The sequence below is a fragment of the Flavobacterium sp. I-STPP5a genome (genome assembly GCF_009764685.1).
Lineage (GTDB): Bacteria > Bacteroidota > Bacteroidia > Flavobacteriales > Flavobacteriaceae > Flavobacterium.
In genome coordinates, this window is record NZ_VHLM01000071.1 from 1 (window position 1) to 17,168 (window position 17,168).

The 17,168-nt window shown below is 33.7% G+C and carries 15 protein-coding genes; 11 read left to right on the top strand and 4 right to left on the bottom strand.

What is annotated here, in order from left to right; translation table 11 throughout:
* Positions 1 to 49: 49 nt before the first annotated feature.
* Together FJV36_RS12940 and FJV36_RS12945 are read left to right on the top strand one after the other, a co-directional pair.
* On the top strand, positions 50 to 952 hold the full coding sequence (locus tag FJV36_RS12940; RefSeq protein WP_158728025.1) for an IS1595 family transposase: 903 nt from the start codon (positions 50 to 52) through the stop codon (positions 950 to 952).
* Positions 953 to 1,024: 72 nt separating this feature from the next.
* Positions 1,025 to 6,205 carry an MG2 domain-containing protein gene (locus tag FJV36_RS12945; RefSeq protein WP_158981190.1) on the top strand — a complete coding sequence of 1,727 codons (5,181 nt, stop codon included), beginning with the start codon at positions 1,025 to 1,027 and terminating at the stop codon, positions 6,203 to 6,205.
* A 64-nt stretch (positions 6,206 to 6,269) separates the two neighbouring features.
* Here the strand turns inward: FJV36_RS12945 and obgE are convergent, their stop codons facing one another.
* The 4 genes from obgE to hpt all read right to left on the bottom strand — a co-directional run bounded on the left by obgE (position 6,270) and on the right by hpt (position 9,783).
* Positions 6,270 to 7,271, bottom strand: coding sequence for a GTPase ObgE (obgE, locus tag FJV36_RS12950; protein ID WP_158729259.1), 1,002 nt, complete (start codon positions 7,269 to 7,271; stop codon positions 6,270 to 6,272).
* Between the two features lie 69 nt (positions 7,272 to 7,340).
* Complete coding sequence (locus FJV36_RS12955) at positions 7,341 to 8,615, bottom strand: hemolysin family protein (protein ID WP_158729258.1); 1,275 nt, start codon at positions 8,613 to 8,615, stop codon at positions 7,341 to 7,343.
* Between the two features lie 52 nt (positions 8,616 to 8,667).
* Positions 8,668 to 9,240: an adenylate kinase gene (locus FJV36_RS16530; RefSeq protein ID WP_158729257.1), complete on the bottom strand. Its 573-nt coding sequence runs from the start codon at positions 9,238 to 9,240 to the stop codon at positions 8,668 to 8,670.
* A 12-nt stretch (positions 9,241 to 9,252) separates the two neighbouring features.
* Positions 9,253 to 9,783 carry a hypoxanthine phosphoribosyltransferase gene (gene hpt / locus FJV36_RS16535; protein WP_086454167.1) on the bottom strand — a complete coding sequence of 177 codons (531 nt, stop codon included), beginning with the start codon at positions 9,781 to 9,783 and terminating at the stop codon, positions 9,253 to 9,255.
* A 106-nt stretch (positions 9,784 to 9,889) separates the two neighbouring features.
* Between hpt and FJV36_RS12970 the strand changes: the two genes are divergently transcribed.
* The 9 genes from FJV36_RS12970 to FJV36_RS16540 all read left to right on the top strand — a co-directional run bounded on the left by FJV36_RS12970 (position 9,890) and on the right by FJV36_RS16540 (position 16,876).
* A complete protein-coding gene (locus FJV36_RS12970) occupies positions 9,890 to 10,423 on the top strand; it encodes a hypothetical protein (RefSeq protein ID WP_158729256.1) in 534 nt (177 codons plus the stop codon).
* A gap of 103 nt (positions 10,424 to 10,526) precedes the next feature.
* The gene (locus FJV36_RS12975; protein ID WP_158729255.1) at positions 10,527 to 11,678 is read left to right on the top strand and encodes a 5-(carboxyamino)imidazole ribonucleotide synthase; all 1,152 of its coding nucleotides are present in this window, start codon (positions 10,527 to 10,529) and stop codon (positions 11,676 to 11,678) included.
* 131 nt (positions 11,679 to 11,809) lie between these two features.
* Entirely contained in the window at positions 11,810 to 12,295 is a 486-nt protein-coding gene (gene purE, locus FJV36_RS12980; protein WP_199250910.1) for a 5-(carboxyamino)imidazole ribonucleotide mutase, read from the top strand.
* 23 nt (positions 12,296 to 12,318) lie between these two features.
* Positions 12,319 to 12,546, top strand: coding sequence for a hypothetical protein (locus tag FJV36_RS12985; protein ID WP_158729253.1), 228 nt, complete (start codon positions 12,319 to 12,321; stop codon positions 12,544 to 12,546).
* Positions 12,546 to 12,833, top strand: coding sequence for a type II toxin-antitoxin system RelE/ParE family toxin (locus FJV36_RS12990; RefSeq protein WP_158729252.1), 288 nt, complete (start codon positions 12,546 to 12,548; stop codon positions 12,831 to 12,833). The genes FJV36_RS12985 and FJV36_RS12990 overlap by 1 nt, the downstream gene beginning before the upstream one ends.
* Before the next feature lie 40 nt (positions 12,834 to 12,873).
* Positions 12,874 to 14,898, top strand: coding sequence for a M3 family metallopeptidase (locus FJV36_RS12995; RefSeq protein WP_158729251.1), 2,025 nt, complete (start codon positions 12,874 to 12,876; stop codon positions 14,896 to 14,898).
* A 286-nt stretch (positions 14,899 to 15,184) separates the two neighbouring features.
* Complete coding sequence (locus tag FJV36_RS13000; protein WP_158729250.1) at positions 15,185 to 15,688, top strand: GbsR/MarR family transcriptional regulator; 504 nt, start codon at positions 15,185 to 15,187, stop codon at positions 15,686 to 15,688.
* A gap of 142 nt (positions 15,689 to 15,830) precedes the next feature.
* Positions 15,831 to 16,541 (top strand): YqjF family protein, encoded by a 711-nt coding sequence (locus tag FJV36_RS13005; RefSeq protein WP_158729249.1) that lies wholly within the window; start codon positions 15,831 to 15,833, stop codon positions 16,539 to 16,541.
* A complete protein-coding gene (locus FJV36_RS16540) occupies positions 16,538 to 16,876 on the top strand; it encodes a hypothetical protein (RefSeq protein WP_233264575.1) in 339 nt (112 codons plus the stop codon). The genes FJV36_RS13005 and FJV36_RS16540 overlap by 4 nt, the downstream gene beginning before the upstream one ends.
* Positions 16,877 to 17,168 lie beyond the last annotated feature (292 nt).

Consider the following 17,168-nt stretch of genomic DNA (forward strand, 5'->3'; position numbering starts at 1 on the left):
TAGAGTTACTTACTTAAAAAACACTTATATTTATAGTAAATACAAGGATATGGAAAGTATATTTCAGGGGGAGAATATTTTAGAGTTCATAAAGACATTCCCAGACGACCAAAGTTGCCGTGAATTTATAGCCAATGAGAAGTGGAAAGACGGCTATAGATGTAAACGTTGCGAGAATACGAAGTATGTTTATTTTGAAAAACACAATAAAAGAGAGTGTACCAAATGTAGATATAAAGAGAGTGCAACGGCAGGAACTCTTTTTCATAGAGTTAAATTTGGAATTCAAAAAGCATTTTGTATTGCCTTTGAAATGACTTGTACAACCAAATCAATATCCTCAACTCAAGCGGCAAAACGCTATGGAATAACTCAAAAGACTTCTTGGTTGTTTATGCAAAAAGTAAGACTTGCGATGAAGTCCTCAAAACAGTATCCAATGACAGGAAATGTACAAGTTGATGAATTTGTAGTTGGCGGAAAAGAAACAGGAAAACAAGGTAGAAGTTACGATAGCAAAAAGGCAAAAGTTGCTTGTGCTGTTGAGCTGACAGATGAAGGAAAGATAAAAAGAGGTTATGCAAATGTTATTGATGATTATTCTGCAAAGTCAATAAAACCATTATTTGACGAGCATATAAGTAAAGATGCGAATATTAAAACAGACCAATGGACAGCTTACAAAATAATAGCAAAGAGCTATAACATCGTCCAAGAAAAAAGCGTTCCTGGGAAAAACTTCAAAGAAATGCACACTATTATTCATCAGGTAAAAACTGCAATAAGAACGATTCAATCACACGTCAAAAAGGAACATCTCCAAAAATATTTAGATGAATATTTTTATCGACTGAACAGGTCAATTTACAAAGATTCTATTTTTGATAATATATTCAAACGATTAGTCTCACATCCGCATCAGGGTTGGAAGCAAATCGTAGTCATTAAGTAAGTAACTCGAAAAGATTATTATGAATACACTACAGAAATCCTCCTGCCACAACTAGAGACAGGAACTTATTTAGTGTATCTAGAAAGTGATTCCTTTGATGCAAATGAAAAAGCCTTTGCATTTAAAACTCTAACTGTTACTAATATTGCTGTATTGGCCACGCATAAAAATAATATGCAGTGGTACCAAGTTTTAGACAGAAAGACAGGGAAACCTCTTGAAAATGTTTCTGTTAAATCACCACGTGAAACACTAACCACTAACAAGAAGGGAATTGCAATTGCACCAAAAGAAAAAGAAAATGACAATGATGAAATTATAGAATTCTCCTTAAAGAATGACACTTTATCATTAGAAAAACAATATGTTTACAATACCTATGATTACGAAATTAAAGATGATGCCCCAGAGGCAATGGTAGAATTCTTTATGGACCGCGCTATTTACAGACCTGGACAAACTGTATACTACAAAGGGATTGCATTCCAAAAAAACAATAATAACTCTCAAGTTGTATCCAAAACTAGTTTTCATATTCGACTAAAAAATGCAAACTATGAAACCTTTAAAGAATTTGACGTCACTACAAATGAATTTGGTTCTTTTTCTGGAGAATTTAATATTCCAAAAACAGGTTTAACAGGTGAATTTAGAATAGAGGCAGAAGAACCCGATGATTATGAAAAAGATGTAATTTATGACACCATAAAAGACGAACATCCATTTTGGGATGTTGTAGAATTCAACCACAGTGTTAATACATTTAAAGTTGAAGAATACAAACGTCCCAAATTTGAAGTAACTTTTGAACCGTTTACCAAAACGTATCAAGTCAATCAAAATATTTTGGCAACAGGTCAAGCCAAAGCTTTTTCGGGGAGTTCAATATCAGATGCTATCGTTAAATACGAAGTAAAACTTCAAACTTTTTCTAGTAGAAATTCGTACTATAATGATTATACTAATGAAATAAGCTCCATCCTTATTGGCGAAACTAAAACCGATGCTTCAGGCAAATTCGAAATCAATTTCATAGCCAATCCCTCAAACAACATAAGCAAAGAAGAGCTTCCACTTTTTAAATACCTCATCCATGCAACTGTTACTGACATTAATGGTGAAACTCACACAACTCAAACAGAAGTGATTGTTGGATACCATACTTTAAAGTTAACAGCATCAGTACAGCCAAGTATAAAAACTAATGATAAAAATCAAATCACATTAAACAGCACCAATCTTAACAACGCATTTATTCCCACGCAAGGAGAGATTAAACTCTATTATGTAAGTCCGTTTGCCACTAAATTTAAACCTAGAATTTTTAGTCAACCAGAAATTGTGTCTATTCCTGATGAAGAATTTGAAAGACTTTTTCCTTATGAATTGAACGAAAAACAAAATGCAGTAAAGCCTGCCGAAACCTTAGTTTTCTCTACAAAAGTAAATACCGAAAAAGATAAAAAACTACTTTTAGATTTCATTTCTGATTATAAATCTGGTAATTACAGAGTAGTTTTTTCAGCTATAGACATCTTTAATAATCCAATAGAAACGAGTTCAAATTTTCAAATCATTCAAAGTAAAGACAAATTTGATTCTAGTAAATTATTTACGGCAAAACAACTTAATGAAGATCCAAAAAAAGATGGATTTGTACTAGTAAAACTATCCTCTACTATACCTGATCTGTACATCAACACAACAGGAAACTACCATGGCGATATCTATTTTGAAGATGTGTTTCATTTAGAAAACAACGAAACTATTATCAAAATTCCTCTAAAAAATGAATTCGAAAATGAAATCTGTATTGGTTTTGAATCTGTATTTGAAAATAACACTTCCCAAGACCGTTTAGAGATTTACTTACAAAAGGTGGAACCTAGTTTAAATTTCTCCGTAGAAAGTTTTAGAAATAAAATCCAGCCAGGAAGTAATGAAAATTGGTCTTTCCAATTAAAATCATCAAATACCCTTCAAGAAGCTGAAATTTTAGCCTCAATGTATGACAGCTCTCTTGACCAGTTTACAAAGAAAAACTGGAGTGACTTAAAAATAAATGACTACTACTCGAATTCATTGCGCTTCAAAAACAGTTTGGGTTTTGATAAAGAATACATTACACTTTTAAATTTAAATCCCTTTTTAAATCGCATTACTTTTGATATTGAAAACACGAATTTAATGTGGTTTGGTTTTGACTTTAATGACTCCTTTACTTCAAAAAATATTGACGAATACCGCAAGCAAATCAACAATAAAAGTAAAAAACCACTGAATGCCAAAATGATTTCGGGTTATGTTTTTGATAAAGACGAACCTCTTCCTGGAGTTGTAATCCAAATTGACGGAACAAATCGAGGTACACAATCAGATTTTGATGGATATTATCAGATTGAAGCTGCACAAGGCGAAGAATTAAACTTCTCCTATATTGGTTTTGAGGTAAAAAAAATTACCGTAACCACAAAGGTAATTGATGTTCAACTTGAAGAGTCAAGCTCAAGTTTACAGGAAGTAGTGATCACGGGATATGGCAGTCAAAAACGTAAAGCGTCAACTGGTGTGGCCGCAGTTGTTGAAGAAGCACCAGACAACGCCATTTACGCTACCGCAGGAATAGACAAACAGCTAGCCGGAACCGTAAAAGGTTTACAAGTATCAGGAGCAGCAAATAAAATAATTATTAGAGGTGCGAACAGTACATCTGCATCCATTGACGCACTTTGTATCGTTGACGGAGTAACCATGACCATGGAGCAAATAAAAGCAATTGCACCAAATGACATTATTGACATCGAAGTTTTAAAAGCCGACAAAGCCATCGCATTATATGGCGAAAAAGGCAAAAATGGTGTTATCATCATCACTACCAAAAAAGTACTTGAAGCCTTAACACAAGTAAAAGCAAGAAAAAATCTTTCTGAAACTGCTTTCTTTTACCCACATCTAAAAACCGATGACAAAGGGAAACTGAGCTTCAGTTTTAGCGCACCAGAGGCTTTAACCAGTTGGAAACTACGTTTGTTAGCTCATAACAAAGCCGCTGTTTCAGGGTATTTAGAAAAAATGATCGTTACTCAAAAAGAACTGATGATTACCCCTAATTTTCCTCGTTTTTTTCGAGAAAGAGATTCAATCGTGATTACAGCCAAAATTGCAAACATCACCAATGAAACTAAAAAAGGATTGGCTGTTTTACAACTTTTTGATGCCACTACCATGCAAGCAGTTGATGTTAAAATGGCAAATAATAACACCGTCAAAAACTTCACTATTGCAGCATTTGGAAACACATCTGTAAATTGGAAAATCTATATTCCTGAAGGTTTACAAGGAGTTCAATATAAAATAGTAGCAAAAGCAGGAGACTTTTCAGATGGCGAGGAAAACATTGTACCCGTTTTAACGAACAACATGCTTGTCGCAGAGAGCATTCCGGTTTGGGTTAGAGACAATTCAAAGAAAGAGTATTCACTTGAAAATTTAAAAAACAATACCTCAACCACGTTAAAAAACCATCAATTTACCTTTGAGTACACCTCAAATCCTACTTGGCTCGCCATACAATCCTTGCCGTACTTAATGGAATACGAACACGAATGTGCTGAGCAAACTTTTGCACGTTTCTATTCGAATGCTTTAGCGTCAGAAATTATTTCAAGCAACCCAAAAATTGAAAGTCTTTTTAAAACTTGGTCAGAAAATAAAAAAATTAACTCCAAACTGGAGAAGAATGAAGAATTAAAGTCGATAATCCTAGCCGAAACGCCATGGATCAATGACGCAAAAAGTGATGCTGAAAAAAAGAAAAACTTAGCTTTACTTTTTGATTTAGAAAAAATGAAAAATGCACAAGAAATTGCTTTTTCCAAATTAAAACAGAAACAAAAACCTTCCGGAGGCTTTGGCTGGTTTGACGGCGGAACTGAAAGCGAATACATTACAAGACATATCTTAGCAGGTCTAGGGCATTTAACAAAATTAAGCACAACGACTAACAGTACTGAAAAAATAGCACAAATTGCTAAAACAGGTATTCCATACTTAGACCAAAAGTTTTTAGAGCAACATAAGAATAGAATAACAGCATCAACTCCATCAGAAAAAATAATTTGGCACAATCCGTACTCTGAATTGCATTACCTCTATACGCGTAGTTTTTATGTAGAGCAGCAACCTCTTTCTGATACAATAAAGAAAGCCACAAAATGGTATATAGAAACTGCAAAAAAAGATTGGCTTTCCTATTCCTTGTACGAAAAAGGTTTGGCAGCAATAACATTAAATCGATTTGGTGAAAAAGATACCGCCAAAAAAATAATCGAAAGCTTAAAAGAAACAGCCTCTAACAATGAAGATTGGGGCATGTACTGGATTGCTAACAAAGCAGGCTGGTATTGGCATCAAGCACCTATTGAAACACAAGCTTTGCTCATTGAGGCTTTCGCCGAAGTGACAAACGACAAGAAAGCAGTAGACGAAATGAAAGTTTGGTTGCTAAAGAACAAACAAGTAAAGCATTGGCCTACCACAAAAGCAACTACCGAGGCAGTGTACGCACTACTAATGCAAGGAACTGATTGGTTGAGTGTAAAAGACAATACTGTGATCAAAATTGGTGACGAAAAAATACTTACCAAAAAACTTTCCGAAAACGTAAAAGAGGCCGAAACTGGATATGTGAAACTCAACTGGAAATCAGATGAAATCAAAAAAGAAATGGGAACTATTAGCATTCAAAACAAATCGAACGTTCCTGGATTTGGCGGGATTTATTGGCAATATTTTGAAGAATTAGATCAAATAAAAAATAATTCGGGAGGTATTTTATCGGTTGCAAAAGAATTGTTTATCAAAAAAAACACAGCTAATGGTGATGTTTTACAAAAAATAAATGCAGCAATTCCATTACAAATTGGAGATTTAGTTACCGTAAGATTAATCATTACGGCAAAGGAAGACATGGAATTTGTTCATTTAAAAGACCTAAGAGCCTCTTGTTTTGAACCCGTAAATGTACTATCTGAATACCAATACAAAGGAGGATTAGGATTTTACAACAGTACAAAAGATGCTGCCACGCATTTCTTTTTTGACTCCATAAACAAAGGAACCTATGTATTAGAATATGATATTCGCGTCAATAATGCGGGAGTATTTTCAAATGGAATTACAACTATTCAAAGTATGTACGCCCCAGAATTCAGTAGTCATACTAAAGGGATTCGTATAAAAGTTAAAAAATAAATTATATCCACAAAAAAATCCGCTTCAATTTCTTGAAGCGGATTTACTATTTTAAAAAGTGAAACTAGTCGTTCAACATTTTCCACAATTTGTCTTTTAATTCTGTAAGTCCTTGTTGCGCTACAGAAGATATAAACATATACGGAATATCTTGAAAAGACGCATCCAATTCTGTTTTCAATTCTGCTTTTAATTCATCATCCAGCATGTCGCATTTAGAAATAACTAATAAACGCTCTTTATCTAGCATTTCTGGGTTGTACTTGGTCAACTCATTCACAAGAATATCATATTCTCCTTTGATATCTGGTGTATCAACAGGAACTAAAAATAACAATGTAGAGTTACGCTCAATGTGTCTTAAAAAATAATGTCCAAGACCTTTACCTTCAGCAGCTCCTTCAATTATTCCAGGAATATCAGCAATAACAAAAGATTGAAAATCTCTGTAAGCCACAATTCCTAAATTAGGTTTTAAAGTTGTAAAAGGATAATCAGCAATTTTTGGCTTGGCCGAAGTCAAAACAGATAATAAAGTTGATTTACCTGCATTAGGAAAACCAACTAAACCTACATCAGCAAGTACCTTCAATTCTAAAATAACATCCATTTCTACTCCTGGTAAACCAGGTTGAGAATAACGTGGTGTTTGATTGGTTGAGCTTCTAAAATGCCAGTTTCCTAATCCACCTTTTCCACCGCGTGAAAGTATCTGTTTTTCTCCCTCTTCGGTAATTTCAAATAGAATCTCTCCTGTTTCCTTATCTTTTACAACAGTACCAAGTGGCACCTCAATGTATTTATCATCTCCATCAGCTCCAGTACTCCTATCTCCACTTCCATCTCCACCATTTCCTGCTTTGATATGTCTTGCAAATTTGAGATGAAACAGCGTCCATAATGCTTTATTACCTACTAGATAAACATGTCCACCTCTTCCTCCATCACCACCATCTGGCCCACCATATTGTATGAACTTTTCTCTATGCAAGTGCGTAGATCCTTTTCCACCTTTTCCAGATGAAACATATATTTTAACGTAATCTACAAAATTTCCCTCAGTCATTTTTTTTAGTATTCAGTTACAGTTCTAGTTTAATATTTCTCATATTAAAAACTAGGACTTAAAACTATTTTAATCTTTTAAGGCTTTCACCATTACTTTATCAATTTTCACACCATCCATATCGATAACCTCCAATTCAAATTTTTGCCAAATCAATTTCTCACCTTGTTTGGGTATGTGTGACAATTCAGTCATTATTAAACCACTTAGCGTAGTTACTTCATAATCATTTATTAATTCGTCTAATTCAAAATAAGTCAAGAAATCATGCAACGAGTAATGTCCATCTACTAACCACGAACCATCTTCTCTTTCTATCAATTGAAAATCATCCTTATAGAAATCAGAAGCATCACCTACCAATGCTTCAAGGATATCATTCAATGTTATTACCCCTTGAAAAACACCATATTCATCAGATACAAATGCATAATGAATCCCTGATTTCTTAAAATTTTCTAGCGCGACATAAGCGGTTGTTTGCTCCATCATAAAAGGAGCTTCGGTCATGATTGATGCTAAATTAAACTCATCGTTTTCAAAATGAGCAAAAATATTTTTTAAGTTAACCACACCTACTATGTCATCGTAATTTTCATTAAAAACGGGATAAATAGAATGCAACTCTTTAAGCATAAACTCTCTAACCTTTTCTTTATCTGCATGAAGTGGTAAAAAAACAACCGACTTGCGATGTGTCATTAAAGAATTGATTTTTCGGTCACCAATATGAAAAACACGCTCCACAATATCTTGTTCAATTTCTTGAACTTCTCCGCCCTCAGTTCCCTCCTTAATGATAGCTTTTATTTCTTCCTCGGTTACTTTTCCATCAGCTGTTGGTTTAATTTGCAAAACATCTAATAAAAAATCTGTAGATGTAGTAAGAAGCCAAATAAAAGGAGCTGTCACAATAGATACCATTTTCATTGGCAAAGCAACTGCCTTAGCAATACCTTCTGGATGGTTTAGTCCTATTCGTTTGGGTAACAATTCTCCTAAAACCAAAGAGAAAAAAGTCAATACTACCACAACTAAACCTACTGCAACTGGATGAGCATAGGGTTTTAGAAATTCAAAACCACTTACAAAAATTTCTACATCTTGAGTGATCTTATCACCACTGTAAATACCCGTTAAAATTCCAATCAGAGTAATACCTATTTGTACCGTTGATAAAAATTTATTGGGAGAATTTGCAAGGTCCAATGCTATTTTAGCACTTTTATTGCCTTTTTTTGCTGCTGTCTCTAATCGGTTTTTTCGAGCTGAAATCAATGCTATTTCTGACATTGAGAACACTCCGTTTAGTAATATCAGAAAAAATATTATTAGTATTTCCAATTTTTTAATGGATTCGTTTATATCTCTTGTTCTGCGTATTTCGAATTATAAATTATAAATTATCAATAACTGCACTTACTCTTTCCGTAATTTCAGCAATGGAACCAATCCCGTCTACGATGAAAAATTTATCTTGATTTTTATAAAAATCCATCAAAGGAGCGGTTTTTTCATTGTATTCTTGGTATCTGTTTCTGATTTTTTCTTCGTCTTGATCATCAACTCTACCGCTTGTTTTTCCTCTTTCAAGTAAACGCTGAATTAAAATCTCATCGTCAGCCTCAAGCGCAATAGTAGCTGCAACTTTTGACCCAATAGATTCTAAAAAAACATCTAATGCTTCTGCTTGAGAAAGTGTTCTTGGATACCCGTCAAATAAAACACCATTTGTATCTGGATGTTTATTTACTTCATCAATTAGCATTTTAGTAGTTAATTCATCAGGTACAAGATCCCCAGCATCCATGTAAACACGAGCTTGTTTGCCTAACTCGGTATCATTTTTTAAATTAAATCTAAAAACATCACCTGTTGAAATGTGAGTTAACTTGTATTTTTCTTTTAAAAACTCTGCTTGAGTTCCTTTTCCAGCTCCTGGTTTGCCAAATAAAACGATATTAATCATGTTGTTTTGTAGTTATTCTTTTAATTTATATACTTCAGGTAAGTTTCTTCCAAGTCCGTCATAATCTAAACCGTATCCTACAATAAATTTATTAGGAATTCGAATTCCGATGTAATCAATTTTGATGTCTTTCTGGTATGCTTCAGGCTTAAAAAAAAGTGTTGCAATTTTAAAATGTTTGACATTTTGTTTTTTAAACAATTCTTTTAATTCAACCAAAGTATTCCCCGTATCTACTATATCCTCAATAATAACCACAGATCTACCGGTAAAATCTTGATTAATTCCTATCAATTGCTTTACCTCATTCGTTGAAGAAGTACCCTCATACGAAGCCATTTTTATAAACGAAACCTCACATGGTTTTTTATATTGTTTTACAAAGTCAGCTACTACCATAAAAGCACCGTTAAGCACTCCTACAAAAATAGGCGTTTCATCAGCAAAATCTGCCTCAACTTGTGATACCATTTTAGCTATAGCAAAATCAATTTCTTTTGCCGAAATAAATGGAACAAATTGTTTATCGTGAAGTTGTATCATTATTTTTGTATTTAAAATAATGGGCAAAGATAGCAATTTCTCACTTTACATCTTAGAATAATTGTTACAAGAATAGGTATACTTTAAAAATTAAAATAATTCATTTATGGTAAATCAAGAGTTATATCAAAAAATACAAGAAAGCACGGCTCATGTGGCTAGTAAAGAAGTAAATTCTCATTACATCTTGAGCAATCCAGACTTGATGCCAGATTTTTTTAAAATTGTTCTTTCAACATCAGACAAAAATCATCACAAAGCTTGTTGGATCTTAGAAATGATTTTAGAAAAAGACTTGCATCTACTTTTCAATTATTTAGATCAATTTTGTGAGACCTTACATTTATATACAAACTACAGTGCCTTGAGATCCATATCAAAAATTTGCATGTTTCTATCACTGCATGCTTCCCTTACCGAAAAGCAAGAAAAACTCTTGATAGAAAGTAGCTATGACTGGCTCATAGATCCTGATGGAAAAGTAGCCACAAAGGCTTATGCCATAAGAACACTTTACCAAATGGGTAAAAAAAACTCAGAAGTACATGCTAATCTGGCCAGAATACTAACTGATGATTACACTAAATATTCATCTGCGTACAAAGCCGTTTCCAGAGAAATCATGAAGAAAATTGCTTAGTATTTTTCGGTTTGACCATTAACAAGTATCTTTGCAGGACATACAACTACTACTTACAAATAACCGCAACACGTTATTTGTAAAGAAATAAAACAACAACACAATGAACTACTTTTCATCTGATTTTAAATTAGGAATTCTAGGAGGTGGACAATTAGGCAAAATGCTATTGACCGATACTCGAAAGTTTGACATACAAACCTTGGTTTTAGAACCAAATGAAGAATCACCTGCAAGATACAGTTGCAATGCTTTTTACCAAGGAAGTTTAATGGATTATGATACCGTTTATCAATTTGGAAAAATGGCAAATCTATTAACTATTGAAATTGAAAATGTAAACTTAGATGCTTTAGACGCACTAGAATCTGAAGGTTTACCAATATTCCCATCGCCAAAAACATTGCGAATGATTCAGAATAAAGGTCGTCAAAAAGATTTTTATGTCGAAAACAACATTCCAACTTCACCTCATCAACGTTTTGTAGATTTAAATGATTTGAGAAAATCATTAGAGAAAGACGAATTAGAATTTCCTTTTGTATGGAAATGTGCTCAATTTGGCTATGATGGAAACGGTGTAAAAGTGTGCCGTTCAGCAATAGACTTAGTAAAATTACCAGATGTTGAATGCATCGCTGAACAAATGATTCCGTTCAAAAATGAGTTGGCAGTTATTGTTGTTCGCTCTGCTTCGGGCGAAGTAAAAACATATCCAGTGGTTGAAATGGAATTTCATCCCGAGGCCAATCAAGTTGAATATGTAATTTGTCCCGCACGAATTGATTCGGAAGTTGCCCAAAAAGCAATCGAAATAGCACTAAAAGTTTCTGAAGCGTTTGATCACGTTGGATTATTAGCTGTAGAAATGTTTCAAACCGAAGACGATGAAATTTTAGTCAATGAAGTCGCTCCAAGACCACACAATTCAGGGCATTATTCTATTGAAGCAAGTTACACCTCTCAATTTGAAAATCATTTACGCGCCATTTTAGACTTACCTTTAGGAAATACGGATAGCAAAGTCGCCGGAATTATGGTAAATTTGGTTGGCGAAGAAGGTTTTTCGGGTCAAGTAGTTTACGAAAACATCGAAAAAATAATGGCAATTGATGGCGTTACACCTCACATTTACGGCAAAAGAGAAACAAGACCTTTCCGAAAAATGGGTCATGTTACGATTGTGAATGGAAATATGGTTGAAGCGAGGAGAATTGCGGAGGAGGTTAAGAATAGTATTAGAGTGATTTCATAAATTAAAAGATTGAAAAATTGAAAGATTGAAAAATTGGTTTGCAACAAAATTTAAAATTCCACTCTAAAATCTTTAAATTCTTAAATCTTTAAATCTTTAAATCTTTAAATCTTTAAATCTTTAAATAAAAAATAATGAAAGTAGCCATCATAATGGGAAGCATTTCGGATATGCCAGTAATGCAAGAAGCCATCGACATATTAAAAGGATTTGACATCGAAACTGAAGTTGATATCGTTTCGGCACACAGAACACCTGAAAAATTATTTGATTTCAGTAAAAATGCCCACAAGCGTGGTATCTCAGTAATTATTGCTGGTGCTGGTGGCGCGGCGCATTTACCCGGAATGGTTGCTTCTATGTCACCGCTTCCTGTTATTGGCGTTCCTGTAAAATCGAGCAATTCTATTGATGGTTGGGATTCGGTTTTGTCAATACTTCAAATGCCTGGTGGCGTTCCAGTAGCAACAGTTGCGCTTAACGGAGCCAAAAATGCCGGAATCCTTGCCGCGCAAATCATCGGTAGTCACGATCAATGTATGTTAGACAAAATCATTTTTTATAAAGAAGGATTAAAACAAGCTGTTGACAAAGCGGCATCTGAATTAAAAAAATAATTATCTTTAATAAAAAGACAACTATGAATATTCAAACTTCAAAAATTGAGTTAGCCAAAGTTATTTTGGATATTGAAAACCCAAAATTGATTGAAGAAATTATTCATTTGATTCAGTCTAAATCTACTTTAACCGAAAAACAAAAGAATGCCATCGATGAAGCCATTTTTTCTTTAGAAAACAAGGAAGGGATTGCTCATGACTTGGTCATGGAGGAAACAAGAAATCGATATTCGAAATATTTCAAATAGTGATTGTTATTTGGTCGCCACAAGCTAAAAAAGACTATTGGCAAAACATTGATTATCATGAAGTTGAATGGTCATTTCAAGATGTTGTAAATTTTATAGACAAAGTAGACTATACAATTGCCTTATTATTACAGAACAACATTGAATTTATTTCTACAAATTACAAAAACGTAAACAAAGTTGTAATTACGAAACAAATAACACTTTATTACAAAATAAATACTAATACCATCGAATTACTCCGATTTTGGAATACGTACCAAGATTTAGAAAATTTTAAACTTTAAAACGTAAGGACAGTTCCGACTTGTCCCTTCAAATAAAATTATGAAAACACTAACCTCAACATTCAATACCAAACACAATACAGCCCCATTTTCGGCAATAAAACTAGAAGATTACAAACCTGCTTTTATTGAAAACATCGCTGCCGCAAAAGCTGAAATTGATGCCATCATTACAAATTCTGATACACCAACGTTTGAAAACACGATTATTACTTTAGATTTTGCTGGTGAACAATTGGATAGATTATCTTCGATTTTCTTCAATTTGAATTCGGCTGAAACTTGTGACGAAATGCAAAAAATCGCTCAAGAGGTTTCTCCGTTGTTGACCGAATTTAGTAATGATATTGCTTTAAACGAAGATTTATTCAAACGAGTTAAAGCCGTTTATGATCAAAAAGATTCGTTGACATTAACCACGGAGCAAGCCACTTTATTAGACAAAAAATTCAAAGGATTTTCTAGAAATGGAGCTTTGTTGAATGAAATAGACAAGTTAAAATTACGTGAAATCGATACCGAATTAGCTAAAATCAAATTAACGTACGGCGAAAATGTTTTGGCTGAAACCAATAATTATCAATTGCATATTACTAACGAAGATGATTTAAAAGGCTTACCGGATGGTGCCAAAGAAATGGCCGCAAGTTTGGCAAAATCAAAAGAATTGGAAGGTTGGGTTTTCACTCTTGATTTCCCGAGTTACTTGCCTTTTGTAACCTATGTTGACAATCGTGAATTACGAAAAGAAATTGCCATTGCTGCCGGAAAAAAATCATTTCAAGACAACGAATTCGACAATAAAGAGAACGTAAAACGTATTGTTGAATTACGTCATAAACGCGCTAATTTATTGGGATACAAATCACATTCTGATTTTGTTTTAGAAGAACGAATGGCTCAAAATCCTGAAAAAGTGCTGTCTTTTTTAAATGATTTGTTAGAAAAAGCAAAACCAGCAGCCCAAAAAGAATTTGCTCAATTAACCGCTTTCGCAAAAGAATTAGACGGAATTGATCAATTAGAAAAATGGGATGGCGCTTACTATTCAGAAAAATTAAAACAAAAATTATTCAACTTTGATGATGAGATTTTAAAACCTTATTTCAAATTGGAAAATGTTTTAAATGGAGCTTTCACTATTGCTGAAAAACTATTCGGAATTACTTTTAAAGAAGTTTTTGATATTGACAAATACCACGAAGATGTTCAAACTTTTGAAGTGTTGGATTTTGAAGGACAATTAGTTGCTGTTTTCTACGCTGATTTTTTTCCAAGAAAAGGAAAACGTAATGGCGCTTGGATGACATCATATAAATCGCAAGCTGTGAAAAATTTAATTAATGAAAGACCACACGTTTCTATCGTTTGTAATTTCACACCGCCAACAGAGACTAAACCATCTTTATTAACTTTCAATGAAGTAACGACCTTATTCCACGAATTCGGTCATGCGTTACATGGAATGTTAGCCAATACGACTTATCCGAGTTTGTCTGGAACTTCGGTTTATTGGGATTTTGTAGAATTGCCAAGTCAAGTGATGGAAAACTGGTGTTACGAACCGGAAGCATTGGCTTTGTTTGCAAAACATTATGAAACGGGTGAAGTTATCCCTCAAGAATACGTAGAAAAAATCAAAGAAAGTGCGAGTTTCTTAGAAGGCATGGCAACTTTGAGACAGATCAGTTTTGGGCTTTTAGATATGACCTATCATGGGAAATCGCAAGCGATTGAAGATGTAAAAGCTTTTGAAAAACAAGCAATGGCAGGCACTAGTTTGTATCCTGATGTTGCTGAGAATTGCATGAGCACCTCGTTTTCACATATTTTTCAAGGCGGTTATTCCTCAGGATATTACAGTTACAAATGGGCCGAAGTTCTAGATGCTGATGCTTTTGCTTATTTTCAGGAAAAAGGAATTTTCAATAAAGAAGTTGCTACAAAATTCAAAGACAACGTACTTTCAAAAGGTGGCACCGAATTACCGATGGAATTGTACAAACGTTTTAGAGGTCAGGAACCAAAAGCAGATGCGTTGTTGAAGCGTGCTGGGTTGCTATAGTTCAATGTTAAAACACATAGTAAGTTATAAAAGGAAGTCGAGGTAGTAATATCTCGACTTTTTTTAATTGGTTTTGCGTTAGGGATTGCAGTGAAAAGCCCACAGCAAGGAGGAACGACGCAGCGAGGACTTGCAACGAAAAGCCCGACCTGAAAGGGAACGCCCAAAAGGAAAATAAACTTTCATTTTTTATTGAAAGTTCAAAAACATTAATTATCTTTACACTATGACAATGAGCATTTATGCGATTTGCATTTGACCGTTTGAAAAACAATAAAATCCACAAATGAAATTCAAAGAAGTAAAAAATAAATTCGTTCAAACTTGGGGTGCATTAGGCAGTCAATGGGGAATTAACAAAACCATGGCCCAAATTCACGCGCTTTTAATGGTTTCACACGAAGCCGTTTCGATGGAAGACATTATGGAGGAATTGCAAATTTCTCGCGGCAATGCATCAATGAATTTACGTGCCTTGATGGATTGGGGAATTGTTTACAAAGAATACAAAGCGGGCGAACGACGCGAATTTTTTACAGCTGAAAAAGATTTAGACGAACTGGCTGTGAAAATTGCGAGAGAACGAAGCAAACGCGAAATCAAACCTGCGTTGAAGGTTTTAAAAGAAGTTTCTTCCATAACAGCAGACAATACTGCCGCCGAAAAACATTTTGTAGATCAAACTACTAAATTGTATGATTTTGTTCTAAAAGCAGATAATGTTTTAGACAAAATGACCGAGTATAAAGACAATTGGCTAGCAAAATTGGTTGTTAAAATAATGAAATAGTTTTTTAAACATTGTAAAAATAACATCGCAAAAACTATTCAATGAGACCACTAAAAAACAATAACAAAGAACAAATCAAATAAAAAAAATTTAATTGAAACTTTCATTTTTTTCTGAAAGTTTAAAAATAAAACTAAAAATTATGAGCTTCTTAACCGCAGAATGGAATGATTTAGCAATGTTCAATTACGAAATCGATCCGAAAATTTTAGAAAGTTATGTTCCAAAAGGAACTGAACTCGATTTATGGAACGGCAAATGCTACATCAGTTTAATCGGCTTTATGTTTGAAAACGTGAAAGTACTAGGAATTAAAGTTCCGTTTCATGTCAATTTTGAGGAGGTCAATTTACGCTTTTATGTAAAAAGATTCGAAAATGGAATTTGGAAACGCGGTGTTGTTTTCGTTAAAGAAATTGTTCCAAAGCACGCTATTACAATTGTTGCCAATACCTTATACAACGAGCATTACCAAACCTTGAAAATGCGTCATTCAAGAACTGAAAACGAAACTTCAAAAACTTTTCAATATGAATGGTTCAAGGATGCAAAATGGAATTCCATCTCCATGACAACAGAAAAAAATCCGATTCCGATTGAAGTTAATTCAGAAGCCGAGTTTATTACTGAACATTATTTTGGGTACACCAACTACAATAAAGAAAAATCAATTGAATATGCTGTTTCGCACCCAAGATGGGAACAACTAAAAGTAATTGAATCGAAAATTGACGTTGATTTTGAGAGTATTTACGGCAAGGATTTTAAATTTTTACAAGACCTAAAACCTACCTCTGAATTTCTTGCAATTGGTTCAAAAATAACGATTGAAGGTAAAAAAACGATACGATGAAAACCTTAACTAACCAAACCTTATTATATGACGAAGATTGTCCGCTTTGTCGCGTGTATACTTCTGGATTTATAAAAGCTGGAATGTTGGACGAAAATGGCAAGAAACCATACTGTCAATTATCAGATGAGGAACAAAACTTTATTGATGTCCAACGCGCCTCAAACGAAATCGCATTAGTTAATAACGAAAACAAAACTGTAATTTATGGAATTGACAGTTTGCTAAAAGTAATCGGATTTTCATTTCCGTGGATGGAGACAATCGGAAATCTAAAACCAATAAAGTTTTTTCTGAAAAATTATATTCCTTCATTTCTTATAATCGTAAAATAATCATTCCGAGTAAGAGTAATAAAGAAATCAAGTTGCAATGTATTCCTGATTTTAATTATCAGTATCGAATTTTGTACAATTTGTTTGCAACGACAATTACAACATTTGTCTTGTATAATTTTTCAGATTCTATTAGCATTTTACCGAATTCTACTATTACAAGAGAACTTATTCTTGTATTTGGTCAAATAGTTTTTCAAAGTTTATTTTTGATAAAATTTGACAAGAAAACAATCTTGAATTACATTGGAAACTTAATGACTGTTTCGTTAATGGGCTCTTTATTATTACT